Source organism: Hymenobacter sp. YC55 (assembly GCF_029433095.1).
In the GTDB taxonomy this organism is placed as follows: Bacteria; Bacteroidota; Bacteroidia; order Cytophagales; family Hymenobacteraceae; genus Hymenobacter.
Genome location: NZ_JARNTX010000001.1, coordinates 1,619,540 through 1,643,211 on the forward strand (window position 1 = coordinate 1,619,540; position 23,672 = coordinate 1,643,211).

At 57.0% G+C, this 23,672-nt stretch carries 17 protein-coding genes and 1 riboswitch; of the genes, 12 read left to right on the forward strand and 5 right to left on the reverse strand.

Annotated elements, in window-relative coordinates; all coding sequences use genetic code 11:
• Window positions 1–98: 98 nt before the first annotated feature.
• Complete coding sequence (locus P1X16_RS06930; protein WP_277227221.1) at window positions 99–1,007, reverse strand: DUF6565 domain-containing protein; 909 nt, start codon at window positions 1,005–1,007, stop codon at window positions 99–101.
• 161 nt (window positions 1,008–1,168) lie between these two features.
• Here P1X16_RS06930 and P1X16_RS06935 point away from each other — a divergent pair, with 161 nt between their 5' ends.
• From P1X16_RS06935 to P1X16_RS06990, 12 genes are all read left to right on the forward strand, one after another.
• Entirely contained in the window at window positions 1,169–2,338 is a 1,170-nt protein-coding gene (locus P1X16_RS06935; RefSeq protein WP_277227222.1) for a DegT/DnrJ/EryC1/StrS family aminotransferase, read from the forward strand.
• 106 nt (window positions 2,339–2,444) lie between these two features.
• Window positions 2,445–3,251: a M48 family metalloprotease gene (locus P1X16_RS06940; RefSeq protein ID WP_277227223.1), complete on the forward strand. Its 807-nt coding sequence runs from the start codon at window positions 2,445–2,447 to the stop codon at window positions 3,249–3,251.
• A gap of 165 nt (window positions 3,252–3,416) precedes the next feature.
• The gene (locus P1X16_RS06945; RefSeq protein ID WP_277227224.1) at window positions 3,417–4,442 is read left to right on the forward strand and encodes a Gfo/Idh/MocA family oxidoreductase; all 1,026 of its coding nucleotides are present in this window, start codon (window positions 3,417–3,419) and stop codon (window positions 4,440–4,442) included.
• A 335-nt stretch (window positions 4,443–4,777) separates the two neighbouring features.
• The gene (locus P1X16_RS06950; protein WP_277227225.1) at window positions 4,778–4,984 is read left to right on the forward strand and encodes a hypothetical protein; all 207 of its coding nucleotides are present in this window, start codon (window positions 4,778–4,780) and stop codon (window positions 4,982–4,984) included.
• Window positions 4,977–5,390, forward strand: coding sequence for a PIN domain-containing protein (locus P1X16_RS06955; RefSeq protein WP_277227226.1), 414 nt, complete (start codon window positions 4,977–4,979; stop codon window positions 5,388–5,390). The genes P1X16_RS06950 and P1X16_RS06955 overlap by 8 nt, the downstream gene beginning before the upstream one ends.
• 66 nt (window positions 5,391–5,456) lie before the next feature.
• Window positions 5,457–6,206, forward strand: a complete 750-nt coding sequence (locus tag P1X16_RS06960; RefSeq protein WP_277227227.1) for an EcsC family protein — start codon at window positions 5,457–5,459, stop codon at window positions 6,204–6,206.
• A 214-nt stretch (window positions 6,207–6,420) separates the two neighbouring features.
• Window positions 6,421–6,984: a MarR family transcriptional regulator gene (locus P1X16_RS06965; protein ID WP_277227228.1), complete on the forward strand. Its 564-nt coding sequence runs from the start codon at window positions 6,421–6,423 to the stop codon at window positions 6,982–6,984.
• A gap of 382 nt (window positions 6,985–7,366) precedes the next feature.
• The gene (locus P1X16_RS06970) at window positions 7,367–9,142 is read left to right on the forward strand and encodes a TolC family protein (protein ID WP_277227229.1); all 1,776 of its coding nucleotides are present in this window, start codon (window positions 7,367–7,369) and stop codon (window positions 9,140–9,142) included.
• A 27-nt stretch (window positions 9,143–9,169) separates the two neighbouring features.
• Entirely contained in the window at window positions 9,170–10,498 is a 1,329-nt protein-coding gene (locus tag P1X16_RS06975; RefSeq protein WP_277227230.1) for an HlyD family secretion protein, read from the forward strand.
• Window positions 10,499–10,555: 57 nt separating this feature from the next.
• Window positions 10,556–11,167: a hypothetical protein gene (locus P1X16_RS06980; protein WP_277227231.1), complete on the forward strand. Its 612-nt coding sequence runs from the start codon at window positions 10,556–10,558 to the stop codon at window positions 11,165–11,167.
• A gap of 21 nt (window positions 11,168–11,188) precedes the next feature.
• A complete protein-coding gene (locus P1X16_RS06985; RefSeq protein WP_277227232.1) occupies window positions 11,189–12,811 on the forward strand; it encodes a DHA2 family efflux MFS transporter permease subunit in 1,623 nt (540 codons plus the stop codon).
• A gap of 128 nt (window positions 12,812–12,939) precedes the next feature.
• A riboswitch (SAM riboswitch) is annotated at window positions 12,940–13,051 on the forward strand.
• Between the two features lie 341 nt (window positions 13,052–13,392).
• Window positions 13,393–14,847: an amino acid permease gene (locus P1X16_RS06990; protein ID WP_277227233.1), complete on the forward strand. Its 1,455-nt coding sequence runs from the start codon at window positions 13,393–13,395 to the stop codon at window positions 14,845–14,847.
• A gap of 89 nt (window positions 14,848–14,936) precedes the next feature.
• Here the strand turns inward: P1X16_RS06990 and P1X16_RS31310 are convergent, their stop codons facing one another.
• The 4 genes from P1X16_RS31310 to P1X16_RS07015 all read right to left on the reverse strand — a co-directional run bounded on the left by P1X16_RS31310 (window position 14,937) and on the right by P1X16_RS07015 (window position 23,568).
• Window positions 14,937–16,448, reverse strand: a complete 1,512-nt coding sequence (locus P1X16_RS31310; RefSeq protein WP_346771237.1) for a TSUP family transporter — start codon at window positions 16,446–16,448, stop codon at window positions 14,937–14,939.
• Window positions 16,449–16,656: 208 nt separating this feature from the next.
• Window positions 16,657–18,372, reverse strand: a complete 1,716-nt coding sequence (locus tag P1X16_RS07005) for an NADPH-dependent assimilatory sulfite reductase hemoprotein subunit (protein ID WP_277227234.1) — start codon at window positions 18,370–18,372, stop codon at window positions 16,657–16,659.
• 46 nt (window positions 18,373–18,418) lie between these two features.
• Window positions 18,419–21,298, reverse strand: coding sequence for a TonB-dependent receptor (locus P1X16_RS07010; RefSeq protein WP_277227235.1), 2,880 nt, complete (start codon window positions 21,296–21,298; stop codon window positions 18,419–18,421).
• 350 nt (window positions 21,299–21,648) lie between these two features.
• Entirely contained in the window at window positions 21,649–23,568 is a 1,920-nt protein-coding gene (locus P1X16_RS07015; RefSeq protein ID WP_277227236.1) for an assimilatory sulfite reductase (NADPH) flavoprotein subunit, read from the reverse strand.
• Window positions 23,569–23,672: the final 104 nt, after the last annotated feature.

Genomic DNA, 23,672 nt, shown 5'->3' on the forward strand with positions numbered 1-23,672 from the left:
ATACGATGACGAGGGGAGCTTTGCAAATGAAAAGCCGGTTCCTGGCCTAAAGCGCAGAAACAGGCTTGCAAGCACGGGTGGGTGCAGGTCTGGGATACCTAGTTTTTCTTGTTGTCTTTGCCGTCGAACACGTCTTTTACCGCGCCGCCTACTTTCTTGCCCACTTTGGCAGCACCTTGGCCTACATCTTTACCGACTTCCTTTACATCGGAAGCCGTGTTGCTAGCGGCCTGACCTACCTTGCTGCGCTCGTCGGCAGTACCTTCTTTTACTTCTTTTGCTTCGTTGCCCACGGCAGCAGCACCCTGCGAAGCACGAGCTTCCGCTTTATCAAACGATTTGAAGGCGGCATATTTCAACTTCTCTTTTTGAATTTCGGCTAAGTCGCGCGCCGGTATTTCGCCTTTCACTTTGTCGTAGGCTTCATCGAGGGCGCGCCATTCCGTGTTGATATTGCGCCAGTCGTCGATGTCGTATTGATCTTCGTTTCGCTTGATGTTTTCAACAAACGACTCGTAGGTGGCGCGGGCATTGGCAGCCGTGAGTCGGGCCGCGGGGCTGGTAGGCTTGTAGTACTTGCCTAATTTGGGCGCGCCAGAGGCAGTGGCAGGAGTATCAGTAGTTGCCGGAGCAGTAGTGGTGCGCTTATTCTTCCAGGCCGCCTCGCGTTTGTCGAAGGCTTCGGTGTAGCGGGTGCGGAGGGCCTCGACTTCCTGCCGCCGGGCATCGTCGTACTGGTCTGCGTATTTATCAACGGCCGCTACTTTGGCATCGAAGTCGGCTTTGAGTTGCGCGGTTTCCTGCTCGTGGTCGGCTTCAGCTATTTCCGCTACGTTGTTGGCTTTGGCCTCCGCGTCGGAAACGAATAACTGGAAGTCTCTGTACGCTTGGTCACTCTGTGCCGATACTTCTTTTTTGTCAGGCTGCGAGCAACTGGTATAGCTGACGGTACTACCAAGCAGCAACAAGGAGGCAAAGGTAGTAGCAGTAAATCTTTTCCTGAACATGGCATAGGGGTGTTAGAGCGGGAGAGGCGCAGTATTTTCACCAAGCAACTACGCTGCTTAGTGGCCGGATAACGCAAGGCTTATGCCTGAGGTTGCGCGGTTTGCGGCCCGTCTCAGGTGTCCTTCTATCTTTGAGTTTGTTTATTTGCCACCCTCCGTCTGTGCCTACTTTTTCCTTGCCCTGCGCGCCCATTCACATGCTGGACCTGCGCGCTCAGCATGCTCCTATTCAACATGAGCTGAATGCGGTGCTGCAACAGACCTTGGAAGAAGGCGCCTTCATTCAGGGACCAGCCGTGCAGCAATTTGCCGACGAGCTAAGCGCCTACTTAGACGATGTCTATGTAGTGCCCTGCGCCAACGGCACCGATGCGCTTCAACTGGCACTGATGAGTTTGCAATTGCCTGCTGGCACTGAGATTATTGTGCCAGCTTTCACCTACGTTGCTACCCTTGAAGCTGCTGCCGTGCTCGGCTTGGTGCCCGTGCCTGCCGATGTGCGGCCCGATACTTTCAACCTAGACCCGGCCGCGGTGGAGGCCGCCCTTACGCCGCGCACTGGTGCTATTATAGTGGTGCATCTGTTCGGGCAGTGTGCCGACCTGGCTGCGCTGCGGCTCTTGGCTGACAAACATGGGGTTGCGTTGATTGAAGACAATGCGCAAGCCATTGGGGCCACATTCACTGCCGAAGCGGGCCCAACCTGGATGGCGGGCACGGTAGGGGAGGTGGGGACAACTTCTTTCTTTCCTAGCAAAAACCTCGGGGCCCTCGGCGACGGCGGGGCCTTATACACCCGCGACCAAGCACGGGCCACCTATTTGCGCCAACTAGCCAACCACGGCCAGACCCGCAAATACCACCATGAGCACATCGGCCTCAATTCCCGTCTCGATACCATACAAGCAGCCCTGCTGCGCGTGAAGCTGCGCTACCTGCCACAGTGGACCGTTACCCGCCAGCACATAGCGGCGCACTATGATGCGGCTTTGGGGGGTATTCCGGGCGTGCACACCCCGGTTCGAGACTTGCGCAGCACGCACGTTTTTCATCAGTACACGCTGGTGATAGACCAGGAAGCTCCTGATAAATTGAACCGCCGCGACCAATTGCAGGCGTATTTGCAGTTGCAGCAGATTCCAAGCGTTGTGTATTATCCGTTGCCCAACCACCTACAACCCGCCTATGCCTACTTAGGCTATCAGGCAGGGCAATTTCCGGTAGCCGAACGCTTGTGCCGCACTGTGCTGTCCTTACCCATCCATCCGGCCTTGACACAAGAGCAAGTGACGGTTGTGGCGGCCGCCGTGCGCACATGGGCAACAACGTAAGGCCTCTGCTCTAGAGGTAAAGCTGCGCTTGAGGCAGACGCGTGCGGTTAGGTTGGCACTGTTTTTTCTTTCTGCCGTATTACTGTTCTAAACTTTAGTCTCGTTTATGCGCCGTTCTTTTCTTACGCTTCTGCTGCCGCTAGCCGGAGTAGCCGCCCTTACCACCGCCGCCATTACCAAGCCCACCCAAGGCTTCAACATCTTTCCCATACAGCAGGATATTGAACTTGGGGCCCAAGTAGCCAAGCAAACCGATTCCACGTATCGCGCCAAAGGGCAACTGCTGGAGCGCTCCAGCAACGCCCGTGCGTATCAACTGCTCGATGGAGTAGTAAAACGGGTGCTCGACAACGGCAACCTCAAGTACCGCACGCAGTTTCCGTGGGATGTACAGATCATCAAAGACGATCAAACGCAGAATGCGTTTGCCACTCCTGGCGGCCACATCTACGTTTTCTCGGGACTGATTAAATTTCTCGACGACGAAAACCAGTTGGCGGGCGTACTCGGCCACGAAATAGCGCACGCCGACCGTCGGCATAGCACACAGCTGCTGCAGAAACAGTACGGAGTAAGCATACTACTAGGGGTTATAGCCGGCAACAACCCCAATCAACTCGTGCAAATGGCCGCTGGTATAGGGCAACTCAAGTTCAGCCGCACCTACGAAACCGAAGCCGATAAATACTCCACCATCTACCTCAATGGCACACGCTACTATTCCTGCGACGGGGCGGCTGGTTTCTTCATCAAAGCCGAGAAACAAGGTGGCGGCGGTACACCAGAGTTCTTGAGCACGCACCCTAATCCAGGTTCGCGCATCACCAACATTCAGAAGAGTGCTCAACAGCTAGGCTGCACGGGGCGTAACGTAAACAACGCTAACTTTCAGGAGCTGAAGCGGCTACTGTAGCGCGAGCAATACTTCTTGAAAATATAACATAGCGCATCAGCGTGTAAGGCGGCCGCCTGCATGCTGATGCGCTATATTCGTTTTGGGGCAGCGCACAGGAAGATGAAAGAACTGAAGTTTTTTCGCAGCTTGCCACTCTTTCTTGCATCTATAACTCATAAGCCGTTGGCTGATTCTCTTTCTGCGGTTCGCTTCGTTGTTTGCGGTGTGGGGCATATTGGCCGCCGTCATGCTTCGTTGGTGTCGCGCCACCCGGGGGCTCAGCTAACCGCTCTTGTTGACATCCGCTCGGAAGTAGCGCCCGAATTGGCCGTAGAGTACCCCGAAGTGCCCTTTTTTTCTTCCTTGGATGAGTACTTATTGCGTGGCCCTGAGGCAGATATACTAACTATAGCTACACCAAATTACCAGCATGCGCCTCAAGCTATAGCTGGTTTACAGCATGGTTTGCATGTAGTTATCGAGAAGCCGATAGCCCTGCACAAGGCGGATGCTGAAGCCATTGTACAAACTGCGTTACAGACGGGGCGCTTGGTATTTGGGGTGATGCAAAACCGGTACTCGCCCCCCGCTGCGTGGCTAAAGCAAGTCTATGACCAAGGCGTACTAGGCGAAATATACTTGGTGCAATTCAACTGTTTCTGGAACCGCGACGCCCGGTACTACAAGCCAGGCGGTTGGAAAGGCACACAAGCCCAGGACGGTGGCACACTCTTCACCCAGTTCAGCCACTTCGTAGATCTGCTGTATTGGGTGTTCGGCGACATTACCAATATCTCGGCTCGTTTCCGCGACTTCAATCACGCAGAACTCACCGAATTTGAAGACAGCGGCTTAGTGACTTTCGATTTGGTGCGCGGCGGTAGTGGCACGCTGCAGTATAGCACCGCCGTCTGGGACCGGAATTTGGAAAGCAGCTTAACGGTGGTAGCTGAACACGGGAGCCTGCGCCTCGGCGGCCAGTACATGGACAAAGTGGAGTATTGCCATTTGCGCAACTATACACTGCCTGAACTGCCCCCCACCAACCCCGCCAACGACTATGGCTTGTACCAGGGTAGCGCGGCTAATCACGTGCAAGTGATTGAAAACGTAGTGGATACAGTGCAAAAGCGTGGTTGCGCTACCACCAATGCTCTAGAAGGGTTGAAGGTAGTGGAGATAATTGAGCGCATATACAGCCTCAAGTAAGGAGGAAAGGCGAGCAGGTAAAGCAGGGTAAATCACGAGCGTTTGACTCGTGAAAAACAGCTTTGCTGAAGCATCTATGGTTTTAAAGTCTTGATAACAAACTTGTAGTGTTAGGGCAATATTTGGCACTCAAGCCCACAACAAGCAGTAAGTGAAGCAATTGTATGCTTGCATACTATATTAATTGTGCTATGCATAGGAATAATTAAGCTTTATTTATTTTTTGCAGTAACCAATGAATGAACAGGATATTGGTAAGATTCGTATCTTGCCGATATAGACGAGTTATCCTCAACCTGAATTGAGGATAAAACTTGCCTTCCCTCTTTGATAGTATGACCCTGACCCAACAAATCATCCAAGAAATTGACTTGCTGCCACCCACCGAGCTGGAAGTCGTTTACCAAGAAGTGGCAAAGCGTATGAGCCACATCAGCCGCGCCACAAAGCTTTTGGCCAAGTACAGAGGCAAAGGCCGTGGAATCTGGTCGATGGACGCGCAGGAGTATGTTCAGCAGTTACGGCAGAGTACTCGTGGCTAGAATTTTTTTTGACACGGCTCCCTTTATTTATCTGGTTGAAAACCATTCGGGCTATTATCAGAAAGTGGCCGACTACTTAACCCAGTCGCTCACCGATAATGCCCTGCTGGAAACAAGCGTGCTTACGTATACCGAGTTTTGCGCCAAGCCGGAGCAGCTCGGCCGCCCCGATCTGTTGCTCGACTTTGACGATTTGCTGCGGGATTTCGATTTTCAAATGCGCGAAATAACTCTTGGCGCAGCCACGCTAGCTTATCAGCTGCAAGCCAAGTACGCCGGGCTCAAGGGCATCGACGCCATGCAAATAGCCACCGCCGTCAATTCTGGCTGCGACGTGTTTCTTACCAACGATAAAGAGTTGAAGCACGTCCGCGAAATCCAAGTGGTGGTAGTAGCGGAACTCTAGCCTCGGGTTAGGCTGGCGAGTTGGAGTTACACAGCCTATGCAGCACGATACGCGTAAGCTTCTGCTATGACCCCCGACGAAAAACAGGCGTATGCCGAGCTACTCGAATGGCAAAAGCAAATGCAGCAACCGCCGTCCATGCTGAATCGGTTGGCGCGGCGGGTGCAAGCACGCCTTAATGCGCTGCTGCCCGAGCAAGTACACAAGGCCATTACGGCCACCATCAAGCAAATGGTGCGGGCTGTGCTGTTTGGGTCAACGTACATCTCGCCCCAGCCACTGACGGGCATGGCACTGGTTGCCCGTGAGACAAGCGTGCGCACCCGGATTCGCTATTACCGCAACACTGCGGCCGCCGAAGGAGCTGTGACGGGTGCCGCCGGCTTTTTCCTCGGCCTTGCCGATTTTCCGTTGCTGCTTGGCATCAAGCTTAAGCTGCTATTTGACATAGCGGCGCTCTACGGGTACGATGTGAAAGAGTACCCCGAGCGGCTCTATATTCTGCACATTTTCCAACTAACCTTCAGCAGCCAGCATACGCGCAACGAGGTGTATCGGCGCCTGGCCGATTGGGAAAACTACCGCCGCACGTTGCCCACTGATGTTAATGCGTTTGATTGGCGCACTTTCCAACAAGAGTACCGCGACTATATTGACCTTGCCAAACTGGCGCAGCTGCTGCCCATTATCGGGGCGGCAGTAGGGACGGTGGCCAATTACCGCCTACTGGTGCAGCTCGGCGAAACGGCCATGAATTGTTACCGGATGAGGCACTTCGCTAAAGAGAGCAGCGAAATTGTTCCGCTTTCCTCTTGATGCATGTATCGCCAATCCACTAGCTCAAAAAGCCTCAACGACATCGTCGTTGAGGCTTTTGGGTAAACTGGTGGCGCTTGGCTTTGTGCATTCTCGTCTTCTAGGCGCGTAGCTGCTTGGCAATTTACCGTGACTTCGTCCTGCATGAAGCGTATGCCGTTAGTGCAGCTAGCTTTTAGTCGTACTCACTTCATTGGTTGTTTATTCTTTTTGCATGGCGCGCGTTTCTCCAACTTTAGCAACCGAACGGCTATTTCCTTCTGCTGAACAAACCGATGCTATGCTGCGCAACATCACGCAGCGCTACGCCGGCACCGACCCCGATGGGCTGCACTTTTGCATGGCTATGGGGCGCCTGTTCAATAGTTTGTTCACTAGCATGGACAAGCATTTCACTCACTTAGGAATCACCCAAGGACGCTTGATTGTGCTGCTCCACCTCGACGGGGCAGCGGCGGGTATCAGCCCCTCAACGTTGGCCTTACACTGTGGTGTGTCGCGCGCAGCCATAACCAAGCTACTGACTGGACTAGAAAAGCAGGGCTATATCCAGCGGGTAGTAGCCCCCACCGACCGGCGTGCGCACACCGTGCAGTTGACCCAAGCTGGCCGCACATTTCTAGATGAGATGATGCCCAACGACCAGCGTCGGTTGGCCGTCATCATGGAGCCATTCAGCGCACCAGAGCGGCAGGAACTACTGCGTTTGCTTGCCAAACTAGCGCAGATGTTTCGGACGGCTATAGAGGAAGAAGGCAGGCAACTGCCAGTAAAGTAAGAAGTTGCTCTTCATTCGTGCAGCGCTACAGCTAGCTTATTGAAATAGATGTCAAGGCAGTCAGCCGGATATCTGCCGCAGCGAAATGCTTATTCAACTGATTTAGTTAACAGGTTAACTATTTCGATAAGGTCGCGTAAGGAAATATACTGAGGCGCTTTTGTGTATTGAGTTCCACTTGCTTACAACAGGGCCAGTCGCGGAAATAGATACAGGAAAGGACGCCTGCTGTAGGTGTTGTCGATGATGCGAATAGACAACGAACCGGCTCAATCCTTAAAAGTTATTGCCTGTATGCAAGTAGCATGTAGTGAAACAAACTGGCTTGAGTTGCAGGGAAGTAACTGTACGTAATGAGTTGTCAAGCAATAGCTTACTCGAGGTGATTGTAGAAAAGATACGTACCCTGATTCACGTAACCCGAGAGGCTGTTCCTATCGGGCTAGTGCTGCTGCTAGCCGCGGCCGCGGATGCTGAGGCACAAGGAAGCCAGGGCGGTTCGCAGCCAGCGGGGGGCGCTCAACAGCAAAGCAGCGGACAACAAGGCATAGGTGGCCCCCCTGCCGGGCAACAGCAGCAACAAGAATTGCAGCGCAGGCGCCAGCAAATGCAGCAAACCAACGAGCAGCAGAGCGCGCCACCAACTCCCATAAATCCAGCCAGCGCACCAGCTTCCATGAGCCAAGGAAGCGCACCGGGCCAAAGCGGAGGTAGTCAAGGAGCACAACCAAATTCTGGCTCGGGTGGCGCAGGTACTCCCGGCGAGCCTCGGGGTGCCACCACGCCGCGTGCCCCTATTGGCGGGGCCATGCGCAATGCCAATAGCCAAGGCATGCAAACCGGAGCGGCCCGCGTACTGGCCGTGGCCCCGGAGCGCCTGAGCCTGGCCGACGCCGTAACCATAGGGTTAGATAACAACTTAGCCACGTTGCTAGCTACCGAGCGGGCCGAAGAAGCACGAGCCCTGCAACAGCAGGTACGATCTTTTCTGTTGCCTAATATCACGGGTACGGCTTATCAGCAAAATCGTACACTCAACTTGGCCGCGCAAGGCTTTGGTGGGGGAGGTGGAGAGGAAATGCCGGGAGGTATGGGCGGAATGGGTGGCGGAGGTGGAATTCCATCTTTTGTAGGGCCATTCAATACGTTTGATGCTCGTCTTAACTTCTCGCAAACCATCCTCAACCTAGCGGCGCTGCGCGAATACAAAAGCACGAAAGCCGCCGTGCAGGTAGCGGACCTAACCGCCCAACTGGCCAGGGAGCAGGTGGCCACTTTTGTGGCGCTGGCTTACCTGAGCGCCCAACGCAGCAACTTAGAAGTAAACGCTGCTCGGGCCGATCTTCGGTTAGCAGAAGCCTTACGTGAGCTGGCTGTCAAGCAACGAAACGCCGGCGTAGCCAACGGTATTGATGTGGTGCGAGCCGAATCAAGAGCGGCGCAAGAACGGCTCCGCGTGGTGCAAGCCGAGGCCAATGCCGAGCAAACCCGCTTGGACTTAGAACGCGCCGTAGGGTTGCCTCAAGGCAGTTCCACTGCCCTCACCGACACACTAGCTGTGCGCGCCGAGGCGGTGCCGTCCATTGACGCTGCGTTGCAGCAGGCGCTGACTTCGCGGCTGGATACGCGCATTGCCGAGCAAACCATCGAGCAACGTGCCCTCGACCGCAAAGCCCGTGCTGCAGCTCGCTACCCCACCATTAATGCTGTCGGTGACTATGGGCAGTCGGCTAATACCCCTTTCAAAAACGACCGTGCTACACGCACCTACGGCGTGCAGCTTAGCGTGCCCGTGTTTGATGGAGGTTACACTCGTGGCCGGATAAACGCGGCCCTGAGTCAGCAGCGCCAGGCAGAGTGGGAGCTAGGGAACAGCCGTGGCCAAGTGGAGCAAGATGTGCGCACAGCCTTGGTAGGCTGGCGCTTAGGCGCCGAGCAAGTACGGGCCAGCGAAGAACAGTTTCAGCTGGCAACCCGTGAATTAGAGCTTGCCACCCAGCGTTTCCGGGCTGGCGTAGCCGACAACACCGAAGTATTAGAGGCGCAGGCCGGCTTAGCCAATGCCCGGGCTCTACGAGTACAGGCGCTAGCACAGTACGGCGCGGCGCGGCTCAATTTCGCCGCTGCCACTGGTACCGCGCAGTCTTTTCGCCTGTAATCAACTTATCGCCAACGCAGACTTCTAATGGCACAAGATACCACCCAATCTCCCGCTCGTAGTGCCCCTCGCGACCCCGCCCGGCGGCAAGCAGCCGACCCCTCCGATGCTCCGGACCGTAGCGCCCGAGGCCGCCGTAAGGTAGAGCAGCAGCCCGAAGATGCGCCCGACGAAACCACCAAAACACCCGTCTACAAGCGGCCGTGGTTTGTGATTGGTGCCATTATACTGGTGCTGGCCGTGCTGTTCTTCGGGATTCGGTACTACCTGCACGCCCGCGCCCACGAGTCAACGGACAACGCCTTTATTGAGGGCGACGCCGTGCGTGTGAGCCCAAGGGCCGCTGGTACGGTAAGTAAGGTGTATGTGCGCGACAACCAGCTCGTGCAAGCCGGCACCCTGCTCTTGGAGCTAGACCCGCGCGACTACCAAGCGCGGCTCAACCAAGCCCAAGCTGGCGTGGTAAGTGCGCAGGCGCAACGAGATGCTTCTGCCCGCGCAGCTACGGCGCGGCGCAGCGTCATTGATCAGCAACAGGCTCAGTTGGCGGCAGCGGTGGCGTCGCTGGAACAAGCGCAGGCGGAAGAGCGCGCTGCCCAAGCCCAAGCGGCCCGCGATGCCCGCGACGAGCAACGCTACGCCGAACTCTACAAAACGGATGCCGTGTCGCGCCAGCGCTACGACCAGGTCCAGACGGCCGCTCGTACCACAGCGGCTCAGGCCGATGCCGCCCGCAAGCGTACCCAAACCGTTCGTGCCCAAGTTGGGCAGGCCCGTGCCGCCGTGGCCCAAGCCGAAAACGACTACCGCCAAGCTACCGAGCAAATTGGCGTGGCGGCGGCGCAAATAGGAGAAGCCCAAGCCGCTGCCGAAGAAGCCAAGCTGCAGCTTTCGTATACCAAAATCTACGCGGCCGAAACCGGACGGGTCACCCGCAAAGCCGTGGACGAGGGGCAGACCGTAGCGGTGGGGCAGCAACTTATGGCGCTTACGTATGGTCAGCTGTGGGTAACGGCCAACTTCAAAGAAACGCAACTCGAAAAGATGCGTGCCGGGCAGCCGGTTGAGCTGGAGGTGGACGCCTATCCGAGCGAGAAATTCCGGGGCAAGGTAGAGAGCTTCCAGCGCGGCACCGGCGCCCGTTTTAGCTTGCTGCCCGCCGAAAATGCCACTGGCAACTACGTGAAAGTAGTGCAGCGCATCCCCGTCAAAATTGTATTTGATGGCCAGCCCAACTTGCACTTACTGGCGCCTGGTATGTCGGTGGTGCCCGAAGTGGACATCAGTGTGGAGCCGACCGAAAAGCCTGCCGCACCTGGCAATGATGGTACCGCCTCACGCGCCGCCGTTCGTTGAAGTAGTAGCTGCTGGCTGGTTGCTAGTCCCTGGAATTACAATTTAACATAGTACTCAATGGAGCCCCAATCCACTTCGAAGGGACGCTGGCAAGCAGATCTGAATGATTTCTTTGCAACAGTAGACCGCGAAAACCACGCGTTCAGCCATAACCTTACTCGGCAGGGTACCTTCTACAACGAGGTGGCGCGGCCCGCTCTGGAAGCGGCGGCTGAGGCCTTGCGTCAGCACGGCCGCACCTGCGAAACCGGCCTCGACCAAAGCCGGATCTACCTGATTGTGCATCGGCCTGAAGGACCCGTGGAGTTTCAGTATGCCGTAGTGGCCGAAGCGCGCATCGAAACCGTCACGCCTTATATACACTGCTGGTTCGAGGAAAACGAATTAGCCGACAAAGCCACTGAGGCTGCGGGTGAGAAAGAAGACGCCGAAGATGAGGACGACAACGAAGAGTCAGATGATGGGTCGGAAGGCGAGGACGAGGGAAAAGACGAAAAGAAAGACGACAAAAAGCCTGCTCGCACAAAGACCATCGAACTGCTTAGCACCTGGACGGAAGGGCGTGAAATCGAGAGCGTAACGCGCGAGGAAATCCTGGCTGACTTCACGACGCACTACAAGGAAGCCGTGACGCGGCTGCGCACGCATTTGCATACCACGCCGCAGTAGTGGCCGCTCGAAGTCCTAGCCATGAGCTCAACTAAAACCTTGAAAAAACCAGCTGGTGATGCCACCGCTAGCCACGGGGGCAACCTCAAGTGGATAATTGCGGTGACGGTGGCCATGGCAACGTTTATGGAAGTGCTGGACGATACCAGCGTGTCGGTGGCGCTGTCGCAGATTGGGGGCAACCTGAGCGCCGCCGAAGACGAGGTAACATGGGTAGTGACGGCGCAGCTGGTATCGAAGGCGGTGGTGCTGCCGGTGGCCGGGTTTCTAGCCACGGTAGTTGGGCGCAAGCGCCTGTTTTCGATTTGCCTGCTGGCCTACGGTGCTACCTCACTGCTGTGCGGATTGTCGCCGTCCATTGGGTTTCTGGTGTTTATGCGGGTGGTACAGGGGCTGAGCGGCGGCATGCTTTCGCCCATGGCACAAGCCATCCTGACTGACACTTTTCCACCGGCGCAACGAGGGCTGGCGTTTGCGGCCTACGGAGTAGCCACAGTGGTAGCGCCCACTGTGGGGCCCACGCTAGGCGGCTACCTGGTCGATAATGCTAGCTGGAATTGGGTGTTTTTCGTGAACGTGCCAGTGGCTATCGTAACAGCGTTTCTGGTGTCGATACTGGTGAAAGACCCCCCGGCTATGGTGAAAGAGAAAGCCGCAAAATGGGCCGGCGGACTGAAAGTTGACTATGTAGGGTTAGGCTTATTGGCGGTAGGGCTCAGTGCGCTGCAATATGTGTTGAGCCGCGGCGAGCGGGAAGAGTGGTTTAGCTCGGGCGCTATTACGGTGCTGTCGGTGGTGGCTGCTCTTGCCCTAGTAGCCGGGGTTATATGGGAGTGGCGCTCCAAGGACCCGGTCATCGACCTAAAACTACTCCGGCACCGCAACTTTGCGGCAGCGGTGTTGGTGATGTTTGCCGTTGGAGCCGTGCTGTTTAGTAGCTCCACGCAACTACCCTTGTTCCTGCAAAACCTGTTGGGCTACACCGCCGTGAAAAGCGGCTTGGCTATTTCGCCGGGTGGGGCGTCGGTACTGCTGCTGATGCCGGTAGTGGGGGTGCTGTCGGGTAAGGTACAAGCGCGCTGGATGATCTTGTTCGGCTTGATCATCAGCACACTTGCGCTGTTCAACTACGCCCATGTACTCAGCTCCGACATCGACTTTGTGAGTGTAGCCAAGGCCCGGGTGTATCAAAGTATGGGCCTGGCTTTCCTGTTTGTGCCCATCAGCGTGGCCGCTTACGTGGGTATCGCCAAAAACAAAACCAACCAAGCAGCTACGCTTATCAACTTGGCGCAGTCGTTGGGCGGTAGCTTTGGTATTGCGGCCATTACCACCCTGATTGCGCGGCGCGCGCAGTTCCACCAAAGCCGCATCATCGACAGCCTCAACTTCTCGAATCCCAATTATGAAGCAGGCGTGCAAAGCTTAGCTTCCACCCAAGCCACCGTTGGTGGTAGCCTAGCCGAAGCAACGGAGCGTGCCCAAGCCACAATATATGGTGCAGTGCAGCTGCAGGCCAACATCCTGTCCTATATCGATTCCTTTTATCTGCTAGGATTTGCCTGCCTACTGTCCGTACCGCTCGTGTTTTTGATGCGCGCCAATAAACCTGGCCAAGACGGGCAGGCCGGCGCAGCGGGGTAGGAGGTAAGCGGGAAGTTGGTTTGGACAGACTGCTATGGCTCCCCATTTTCAACTTCAACCAGGCACTTGTGAATGCGCAAAAGCTGGACTTACCTTTGCGGCACCAATTCTTTACCGACGAAGGATTGTTTTTATACAGAGGCGCTGAGAGACAGGCTCTAAGACGCGCCGGCAACCCCCGTCACCCGCGGAACGGTGCCAACCGAAGGCCAGCGGATTCACTCTCTGGCTATATAAAAACAAGTTACCGTGCCTCATTCACTAACTACCCCGCTTTTCCTAGTTGCTACTCTATTCGCCGAGCCTGCGGGCCGCGGACGGACTTGTTGTAGCGCGGGTTGTTGTTGCTGAGCGACAGGTAATTCTACGCCTGTGTAGTAAAACCCGCAGTCATAAAAGGCTGCCTTTGCTATCAGGCAGCTCGCGGACTTTGCTTTCTATCCTTTCTTTTTACTGGTCTTAGCTTAGCTGACTGCGTATAACGCGGGCATTGTGTCCGTTCTACCAGCCGGTTAGCGCTTCAATGAACCAGCTTTACTCAACGGGTGAGCGTGCTCTAGCGCGTGCCCACACAATTTTTTATGCTTAAGAAATCATTGGAGCTGCTGCGGCTTGAAGCTGCCGAAACGGGTTCCCACACGCTGAAACGAAGCCTGAACGGCTTCAACCTGATTACCATTGGTATCGGGGTAATTATTGGGGCGGGCCTGTTCTCGCTTACTGGTATTGCCGCCGCCAACAACACCGGCCCGGCTGTGACACTCTCGTTTGTGGTGGCCGCTGTTGGTTGTGCCTTTTCAGCGCTCTGCTACGCCGAGTTTGCTTCTATGGTGCCCGTGTCGGGGTCGGCTTACACCTACGCTTATGCTACGATGGGTGAGTTGTTTGCCTGGATAATCGGGTGGGATTTGGTGCTCGAATATTCGGTAGGCGCGGCTACGGTGGCTATTAGCTGGTCGCAGTATCTGGTGAAGTTTCTGGCTAAGTACAACCTGCACATTCCGGCGCAAATCGTAATGTCGCCCTTCGAAACGGCCACGCTGGCCGATGGTACCTCAGTGCATGGCTTCGTGAACGTGCCCGCTATGTTGATTGTGCTGGCTATTACGGCTATCATTATTCGCGGCACCGAAGGCTCGGCTTGGTTTAACGCGCTGGTGGTCACGCTGAAAGTATCGGTGGTGTTGGTGTTCATTGCGTTGGGCTGGCAATACATCGACCCGGCCAATTATCAACCCTACATCCCGGAGAATACTGGCACGTTCGGCGAGTTTGGATGGAGCGGAATTCTGCGCGGGGCTGGCGTTATCTTCTTCGTGTTTATCGGCTTCGACATTGTGGCCACGATGGCGCAGGAAACCAAGAACCCGCAGCGCAACATGCCCATCGGCATCATCGGCTCCCTGCTGATTTGCACCGTGCTGTTTGTGCTGTTCGGGCACGTCATGACGGGCCTGGCCAACTACACTGAGTTCAAGAACAGCGCCGCACCGGTGGCTATTGCCATCGAGAAAACGCCGTACGCCTGGCTGTCGGCGGCCGTTATTCTGGCTATCATTATCGGTTACACCTCGGTTATTCTGGTGGATTTGCTGGGCCAGAGCCGGGTATTCTTCTCGATGGCCAAGGATGGGTTGCTGCCGCCGGTATTCGGGCACGTTCACCCAAAATTCCGCACGCCACTGCAATCCAACCTGCTGCTCGGCTTGTTTATTGCCCTGTTTGCGGGCTTCGTGCCGATTTCGGTAGTTGGCGAAATGACTAGCATCGGTACGCTACTAGCTTTCGTGATGGTATGCTTGGGTATCCTAATCATGCGCAAGAAAGAGCCCAACGCCCCGCGTGGCTTCCGCACGCCGTGGGTGCCCGTGGTGCCTATTCTCGGCATCCTGACCTGCTTGGTGATGATGGTGTCGTTGCCGTGGGAAACGTGGCTACGGTTAGGGGTGTGGCTCGCTATAGGCTTGGCCATCTACTACGGCTACGGCAAGAAACACAGCAAACTGCGGCAGGAGCAGGACAGACAGCCTGTATAACGAGCAGGAATGAAACTACAGCAAAACACAACGCCCCGGCCATCATTGGTCGGGGCGTTGTGTTTTCAAGAGACGTTAAGGCGTATGTGCTAAAAGAACACCTTGCGCAATGCCCACAAGCTCCAGATAATCACCATCAAACCCACGCCTACGAACATCCACCGCACCGGAATGCGGCCGGCGAGGCGGGCTGCAATGGGCGAAGCAGCAATGCCCCCCACGATTAAGCCCAGGATGATCTGCCAATGCGAAATGCCCAGCGTGGCGAAAAACGTAACGGCACTAGCAAACGTGACGAAGAACTCGGTGACGCTCACCGAGCCGATGACGTACTGCGGCGTACGGCCCCCGGCAATGAGGGTGCTGGTCACGAGAGGACCCCAGCCGCCACCGCCAAACGAATCGAGGAAGCCGCCGGCTGCTGCCAGTACACCTAGCTTCTTGTGCTTTTTGCGCGCACTCGGTTTAGAGAAGGCCTTAGAGATAATGCGAACCCCAAGCAGCAGCAGGTACACCGCCAAAAAGGGTTTCACGTACTTCGCGTATTCCTCGCCAAACGTAGCCAGCAAGTAGGCTCCCGTAATGGCCCCCAGCACGCCCGGAATCAGCAACACCTTGAACAGCTTCTTGTTGACGTTGCCGAAGCGGTAGTGATGGTAACCCGATGCGCCGCTGGCGAACATTTCGGCGGTATGAATACTTGCGCTGACCGCAGCGGGCGAAATGTTTAAACTCATCAAACTGATGGCCGTCACCACCCCGTAGCCCATGCCCAATAGCCCATCAACTATCTGCGCCCCAAAACCGATAGCCACGAAAATGTAGAACGTATCGGCATTGCTCGCTACCTCCCAGGCCTGCTGCCACGTGACGTAATAGGAGATAATGTTGATGATGATGATGGCCATGAACGCCAGCAGCGACATGGTTGCCCGGCGGCGCCACATAGCCGCCGCCGGCGACTCATAAGCCGGCCCACCCGTTAGCTCGGCCGTCACGGCATTGAGAGAGCGTACTTTATGCGCAAAGTCGCCGCCTACTTTCTCCCGAATCGACGACATGCGTTGCAGCACCTCGTTCAACTCGTCGGGGAGGGTGGTGGTGAGCATCTCGCGCAGCCGCTTGGCAATGGTTGGCGACTTACCGTTGGTGCTGATGGCAATTTTTAAGTCGCCCTTCTGCACGATGGACCCTAGGTAAAAGTCGCAGGCGTCGGGCGTGTCGGCTACGTTGCAAAGTAGGCGCTGCCGGGTAGCATCAGCCTTGATGGTTAGGTTTAGCGCCTTGTCATCAGTCGCCACAATGACTAGGTCGTGGCCAACTAAATCGGTGATTTGGTAAGGACCTTCGCGGAGCTGCACGGCGGGGTGGCGCGCGGCTAGCTCCCGTAGTTCGGGCAGAAAATACGTGGCAACCACGGTTACTGCTGCCGCAGGGCTATTAGCTAGAATGGCGGACAGCTTTTCCAATCCCACGTTTCCACCGCCTACCAGCAGCACGTGCAGCTGTTCCAACTTCAGGAAGATGGGAAACAGTCGGTTCGCTCCAGTGGGAGGGGGCTCGGAGCGTGGCTGAGACACAGGGTTATTGGAAAGAGGCATGGAGGGTGTTTTGGATGGTCGGTTGTGGTAGCAAGTCTAGGGAAGTCTAGTCTACTATCGAAGTCCGTCATGCTGAGCGGAGTCGAAGCATCTCGCGTGCTGATGCTAGAGTAGTGATTACCACACTAGCGAGATGCTTCGACTGCGCTCAGCATGACAGATGTACTGTGGTAGCCTCAGTATGACGAGTTTACCAAAGTACCTATTGCTACTCGTGGAAGTTCTGGCCGTGCGTGGTGGCTTGCACGTACCCCCGACGAATGGTGAAATCACCAAACCGCTCAAGCGGCTCCCGGTTTGCAGCGTAGTCGGCAAAAATCGGCGTCAGCTCCCGCACTATACCATCTTCATCCAGCATTTCTTTATAGAGTTTGTTGAGCCGCTCGCCGTTGAAAGCTGCTCCCAAATACAAATTATAACGCCCGACGGAGCGGCCTACCAACCCGATTTCGCCCATGTATGGGCGGGCGCAACCGTTGGGGCAGCCTGTCATCCGCAGCAAGATATCATCTTGTGTTAAATTATACGCTTTCATGCTTTCCTCCAATCGGGTAAGCAGCTGCGGAAGATAACGCTCGGCTTCGGCAAATGCCAACGAGCAGGTATTTAACGCCACGCACGCTAATGCCCCGCGCCGTAGTCCCGACAAGTCGTTGCCAGCTACCTCCACGCCGTGCTCGGTGAGCAGGGCTTGAACAGTGAGGCGATGCTCAGGGGCTACGTTGGCTATAATCACGTTTTGGTTGCCGGTCAGGCGGAAGTCGCCGGTGTGGAAGGTGGCAATTTCGCGCAACGCGGTTTTCAGGGTGTGGCCGGGCCGGTCGGTTACGCGGCCGCCTTCCACCAGCAGCGTGAGGTGATGCGCGCCATCAGGCCCGGTAGTCCACCCGAAGGCGTCGCCGGTGCTTTCAAACTTGTAGGCGCGGCCAAGCTCTAGCTCGTAGCCCAGGCGGTGGTTGAGTTCTTGCCTGAACACGTCCAGACCCACCCGGTCGAGGGTGTACTTGAGGCGCGAGTACTTGCGATTTTCGCGGTTGCCCCAGTCGCGCTGAATCGTTACCACCTTTTCGCAAAGATCCACCACCTTGTCGGCGGGTACAAACCCGATGATGTCGGCCAGGCGCGGGTAAGTATCAAGCATGCCGAAGGTCATGCCCATGCCGCCCCCAACGGCCACGTTGAACCCGAGTAGCTGACCCTTCTCCTCGATGGCAATCAAACCCAAGTCGTTGGTAAAGATGTCAGTGTCGTTGTGCGGCGGGATGGCCAGCGCAATCTTGAACTTGCGCGGCAGATAGGTTTTGCCATAGATCGGCTCGGCATCTTCCTCGCCTTCGTTGGGGGCGCTGATGTGCTGCTGCTCGCCATCCAGCCACAGTTCCCAATACGCCGAGGTGCGCGGCGTGAGGTGGGCGCTAATTTGGCGCGACACCTCGTACACCTGCGCGTGCACCTCCGATTGGTGCGGGTTGGGGTTGCACATCACGTTGCGGTTTACGTCGCCGCAGCCCGCAATGCTGTCCATGAACACTTGGTTGAAGCCCAGAATGGTTTTCTGGAGGTTGCGCTTGAGTACGCCGTGCAGCTGAAAGGTCTGGCGGGTGGTCAGCTTGAGAGTGTTGTTGGCGTACTTGGTCGACAACTCGTCCATGCGCAGCCACTGCGTGGGCGTGGCAATGCCGCCCGGCACCCGCACCCGAATCATGAGTGAGTACAGGGGTTCCAACTTCTGGCGTTTCCGCTCGCTGTCTAGGTCCCGGTCGGTTTGCTGGTACGAGCCGTGGAACTTGATGAGGTGAGTATCGTCGGGGTTGAGGGCGCCCGTAATTCGATTGACGAGACTATCGGCCAGCGTGCCGCGCAAGTAGTTGCTGGCCGTCTTGACGTGTTCGACTTCGGAAAGTTTTATGGTGGTATCTGGCATGGTGGGTCTGGTGACTGGTTCCCCGCTACTCAGCAGGGGCAGGGCATTAGCGAATTATCGTGTTGTCGAACGTTACGGCCACATAATACAGCCCGCCGATGGTTGGGCCGGCGGCATACTGGATGTAGCGGTTGTTGAGCAAGTTGGTGCCGCCGAGTTTGATGGTTGATTTCAAGTTCGGGATGCGCACGTTCACTTGCGCGTCCACGGTTTGGTAGGCTGGAATTCGGCCGTTGGCAAGCTGGCTTTCCCACAAGAACGAGTCTTGGTAGCGCCACACCACGTTGAAGCCCACATTGCGCACCACCTCGCGGTTGCCGAAGCTTAGGTTGGTGGTCCACTTGGGCGTGTTGAAGCCGGTAATGAACACGTCCTGCGTGCTGTTGGTGGCAATGTTGTTGTAGTTGACGTTGCCGGCCAGCGTGTATTTCTGGTAGAAGTTGTACGTGACGCCTAGCGCCGAACCGTAGCTGCGGTATTGGTTGCGGGCGTTGGCATACACCCGGTACCGGTCCTGCTGCCCGCGGGTCAGCATGTCCAGCACCGCAGCATCCGTGCCCACCGCCCCCGACTTCGGCACGGCCACTTCCACCTGCCCCAAGAAGCCCGAATACACGTTGTAGTAGGCATCCACGTCAAGAGCTAAGCGGTTGTCGAAGAGCACACTGCGGTAGCCCACCTCAAAGGCGTTGATGCGCTCCGGCTCCATGGTCGGGAGGTTGGCTACTTGCAGCACGTCGCGGTTGTTGAGGGCGGCCCGCTGCTGCTTTTGGGCCGTGGTGCCACCGGCGTTGTCGGCGGCCACGTCGCGGCTGACAGCCGCCGTGAAGTTGTCGAGCGAAGTAAGCGTGTAGGAGTTGTCGAGGAAACCAAGGCCTTCGTTCACGCGGGCCAGGCCGCCCACGCGGCGCACGTTGCCGTTGTTCACAAACGACAGGGCCTCAAACAGCGCCGGAAAACGCCAGCCGTTCTGATAAGAAGCCCGGAAGTTGTGATTTTTGGCCGCCGTGTACACGGCCGCAATCCGAGGGTTCAGCTTGGGGTTGAACTCGGGGTTGTAGTCGAGGCGGAGCGAGGCGTTCAGCTTCAGGCGGTCTTGCAGCAGTAGCTTAGTACCTTGCGCAAAGCCCCCGAACTTCTTGTAGTACACGTTGTTGCCGCCCGGCGTGGTGCGGTCGGCGAGGGGCTTCGAGAAGTCCACGAAGTTGTTGCCGTCGGGTATTACCTCGTACACCCGGGCATCGGCGCCGAGCACCACATCGGCAAACTTGATGCGCCGACCTACGTTCCACTGCGCCTCGTTGTGGTAGGTACGGCTACGCTGCCAGAGGGCGGCCCCGCCCGTGGCCGGAGCGCCGGGCACGTTCACGCCACTATCCCAATTGTTGATGCCAGTGATGGTGTTTTTGAGCTGGTTGAACGCCTCGGTACCCGGCTCGGCGCGGCCCGCATCGGCCACGGCGCGGGCTTGCTGCATAGCGGTAGCCAGATCGGTGCCGCGGTTCACTTGGTTCTGCAACTCGGTCCGGAACTTGTTGCCCCACGCCGTGTTCGAGCCGTTGTTCAGGTCGAGGTTGAGAGCCAGCGGGTTCAGGTTATAAGAGTCGCCGGTGTTTTCCACTAGCACGTAGCTGCGCACGTAGTAGTCGGCGCCGCGCAGTTCCAGCTTGTGGTTTTGCACGGTCACGTCCTTGAGCTGAATCTTGTTGCCGCGCTGGAAAATGCCATCCATCAGGCCGTAGCGGTAGCCGTAGGAGAGTTCCAGCTTATCGGTGAGTTTGTAGAACAAGCCACCATCGAACTTGAGGTTGCGGACGGTGGGCGAAATCAAATCCTTCTCGTAGTAGCCGGTGCGGCGCACGTTGAAGGTTTCGGTGCGGCCGCCATACTGAATAGCCACCGGCACGTTGCCGCTCCGGTCGTCGCCGTAGCGGTTCCAGAGGTCGGCGGCGGGGTTGTTGGCGCCCGACAGCTCAGAGAAGCGCGGGTTGGCCGAGTTCAGGTTCTGCGGGTTCTGGTCGGTTTGGGTGTCGGCCAGCCAGTCGGTACCGCGCAAGTAGCTGAAGTTCACCTTGAAGGCAAACTTGTTGTTGAAGGCCTGCGCATAGCGCACCGCCGTTTCGGTCAGTACGCTCGGGTCCCGGTCTTTGCCATCCACATGGTTGACGCCGACTTTCTGGTACACGCTCAGCCCCTGGTAAGTGAAAGGGCTCTTGGTAGTGAGGTTGGCCATGCCGTTGATGGCGTTCATGCCATACAGCGCCGACGCCGCGCCGGGCGTGATTTCCACGCTGGCAATATCCAGTTCCGTTGGCCCGATGGCGTTACCGAGGGGCACACCGAGCGTGGCCGCCTGCATGTCCACACCATCCACGAGCTGCATGAAGCGAAAGTTGTTGGGGATGTTGAAGCCGCGCGTGTTCGGCACCTTAAACGTGATGCTCGACGTGGTCATCTGCACGCCCTTCACGTTCTCAAGCGCGTCGTAGAAGCTCGGCGCTGGCGTTTCCTTGATAGCCCGAATATCCAGCTTCTCAATAGCCACTGGCGACTTCAACCGGCTTTCCTCCACCCGCGACGCCGACACAACCACTTCGTTCACCGCAATGGCCCTCGATTCGAGCTGCACCGCAATGGGCTGGCTGCCGCTGGCTACTTCCAACTCCCGGGCTTCATAGCCCACGGTGTTGAACACCAGCGTAAATGGAAAGCGTAGCCGTGCCTTCAGCTCGAACTTGCCGCTCATGTCGCTCTGCGTACCCACTGAGGCGCCCTTCACACTCACACTGACGCCCGGCAGCGGCTGCTTTGTGCCCTTCTCGTACACTGTGCCGCTGATGGCTATCAGCGCATCCTGCGCCTGCGCAGGCACTGCAGCCAACGCCACGGCCGGAACGAGCAATAAAGAAGCGTAGTGTGCTTTCATGTGGATTGTATAGTGGATTGGAGTTGGAAGGGCTTTTTCAGGGATGTTGACAAACAAATCATTGCTAATCCGTCACGCTTGATTTGTTGTTCGCTGTGACCAGAGTACCACGCCTCATTCGTTGCGGTGTTGTTCTAGTAAGCACGGTACAACTCCTCCGAAAAATTTTGTGTGCAGACGCCAATACAAGTAGACCGTCATGCTGAGCGCAGTCGAAGCATCTCGCTCGAATCGTTGAGTTAGCACCACAACCTCAGCACGCGAGATGCTTCGACTGCGCTCAGCATGACCTGTTTAGTTTGGCAACGGCAGAGTTAGCATGGGGAACTGATGAGCTGTTGCACAAGCTTCTAATACACATCTTCTAGGTAGCGGCGCGACTTTTTCAGCTGCTTCAGATAGTCGGCGGCGTAGTCAGCATCTTGGCCGCTTTGCTGCTCGATGATGGTCAGCAGGGCCTTGCGCACGTCGGCCGCCATGCGGGTTTTGTCGCCGCACACGTAGAAGTAAGCGCCATCTTCCAACCATTTGAACACCTGAGGTGCTTGCTCCAACAAGCGGTGCTGCACGTAGATTTTCTCGGCTTGGTCGCGGGAAAACGCCAGGTCGAGGCGGGTCAGCGTGCCTTGCTTGAGGTGCTGCTGCCACTCGGTTTGGTAGAGGAAATCGGTGGTGAACTCCGGATTGCCGAAGAACAGCCAGTTGCGCCCGGTAGCGCCCGACTCGGCCCGCTCCGCTACAAACGAGCGGAACGGCGCCACGCCCGTTCCCGGTCCTACCATGATAATATCGGTAGCGGGGTTTTGCGGCAGCTTGAAGTATTCGTTGCGGTCCACCCACACCCGGGCCGTGTCACCGATAGCCAGGTGGTCGGCTTGATACACAGAGCAGGCACCGTGCTTTTGGCGGCCGTGGGCTTCGTAGCGCACAGCACCCACTGTCAGGTGCACTTCATCGGGGTGAGCCAACGGGCTGCTGGCAATGGAATACGCCCGAGCCGGCAGCGGCCGCAATACTGCGGCCAAATGCTGTGCCGACAAATCAATAGGGAATTGGGTGAGCAAGTCCACGATGTCGCGGCCGTAGAGGAAGGCTTGCAGTTGCGTCGTGCCGAGCAGCGCTTCGCGCAGTTCGGGATACTGCGGCGCCAGAGCGGCGTAGCGCTCCAGCACGTCACGCGTCAGCACCGATAGTTCCAGGTGCTCGGTTAGCGCAGTGGTCAAATCCAGTTCCACCCCTTTCAACTGAACCGGCGCGGTAGCATCGAGGCGGGCCGCCTTTACGACGTCCGCCACCAGTTCAGGGCGGTTGGTCGGCTGCACCATCAAGGCGTCGCCTGGCTCATACTGAAGGCCAGAACCTTCCAAGGAGAACTCTAAATGATAGGTTTCCTTCGCGGAGCCGCGGCCATTGAGTTGAATCTTCTCCAACAAGGGCGCATCGAACTGTACGTCCTCGTGCTGCACGGCGGGCTTGGGCGCTGGCACCGGACTAGTAGCCACCCGAAAGGCCGATAAATCTGCCTGGCTGCCGCCGTTCAAGGAAACCGCTGCCGCTTGCGCTAGCGCAGCACCCGTGCTAGGACCAGTTTGAGGTTCGGCAGTGGCAACTTCCTGCGTTAATACGTCCAGCACCCGGTCGGCCCACTGCGCCGCCGATTCCTGAAATTCCACGTCGCACTCCACCCGGTCGGCGAGGCGCTGCGCACCCAAGGCCGCCAGCCGCTCATCGAACTCGATACCAGTTTGGCAGAATTGCAGGTAGCTTTTGTCGCCGAGAGCCAACACGGAATAACGCAGCGCCGGGAGTTTGGGTGCACGCGGACCAAGCAGGAACTGGTGCAGGTCTTCGGCGGCAATGGGCGGCTCTCCTTCGCCTTGCGTGCTGGTAATCACCAATAATTGCTGCTCCGAAGCCAACGCGCGGGTTGGGTAGTCGTTCATGTCGCGCACCGTAGGCTCTAGGCCGCGCTGGCGTGCCGCCTCGGCGGTTTGCAGCGCCACCTTTTTGCTGTTGCCGGTCTGCGAGCCATACAAGATGGTAAGACGGGAAGGAGCCGCCGGAGCTGCCGCTGGTTGCGCTGCGGCCGGTGCCGCTACAGCGGCTGCTTGCGTGCTAGCGGCCACCGGTTGTTGGGTAGCCTCGGCGGCGCGACCGTACAGGTAGCCGCTGAGCCACAGCAGTTGCTGGTTGGTAAGGTTAGCAGTTAACTCGTTGAGCGCCTTGTCGTCGAGGCCGATTGGCAACGAGGAAGAAGAAGGGGTAGGCATGAAAATCAGGTTGAGACGGTGGGCTGAGACGGAACTTTTGTTCCGATGCAGGAGAAATCTGAGTGATTGATTAAGGAGGATAACTCAGATTCTTCTCGCCGCTT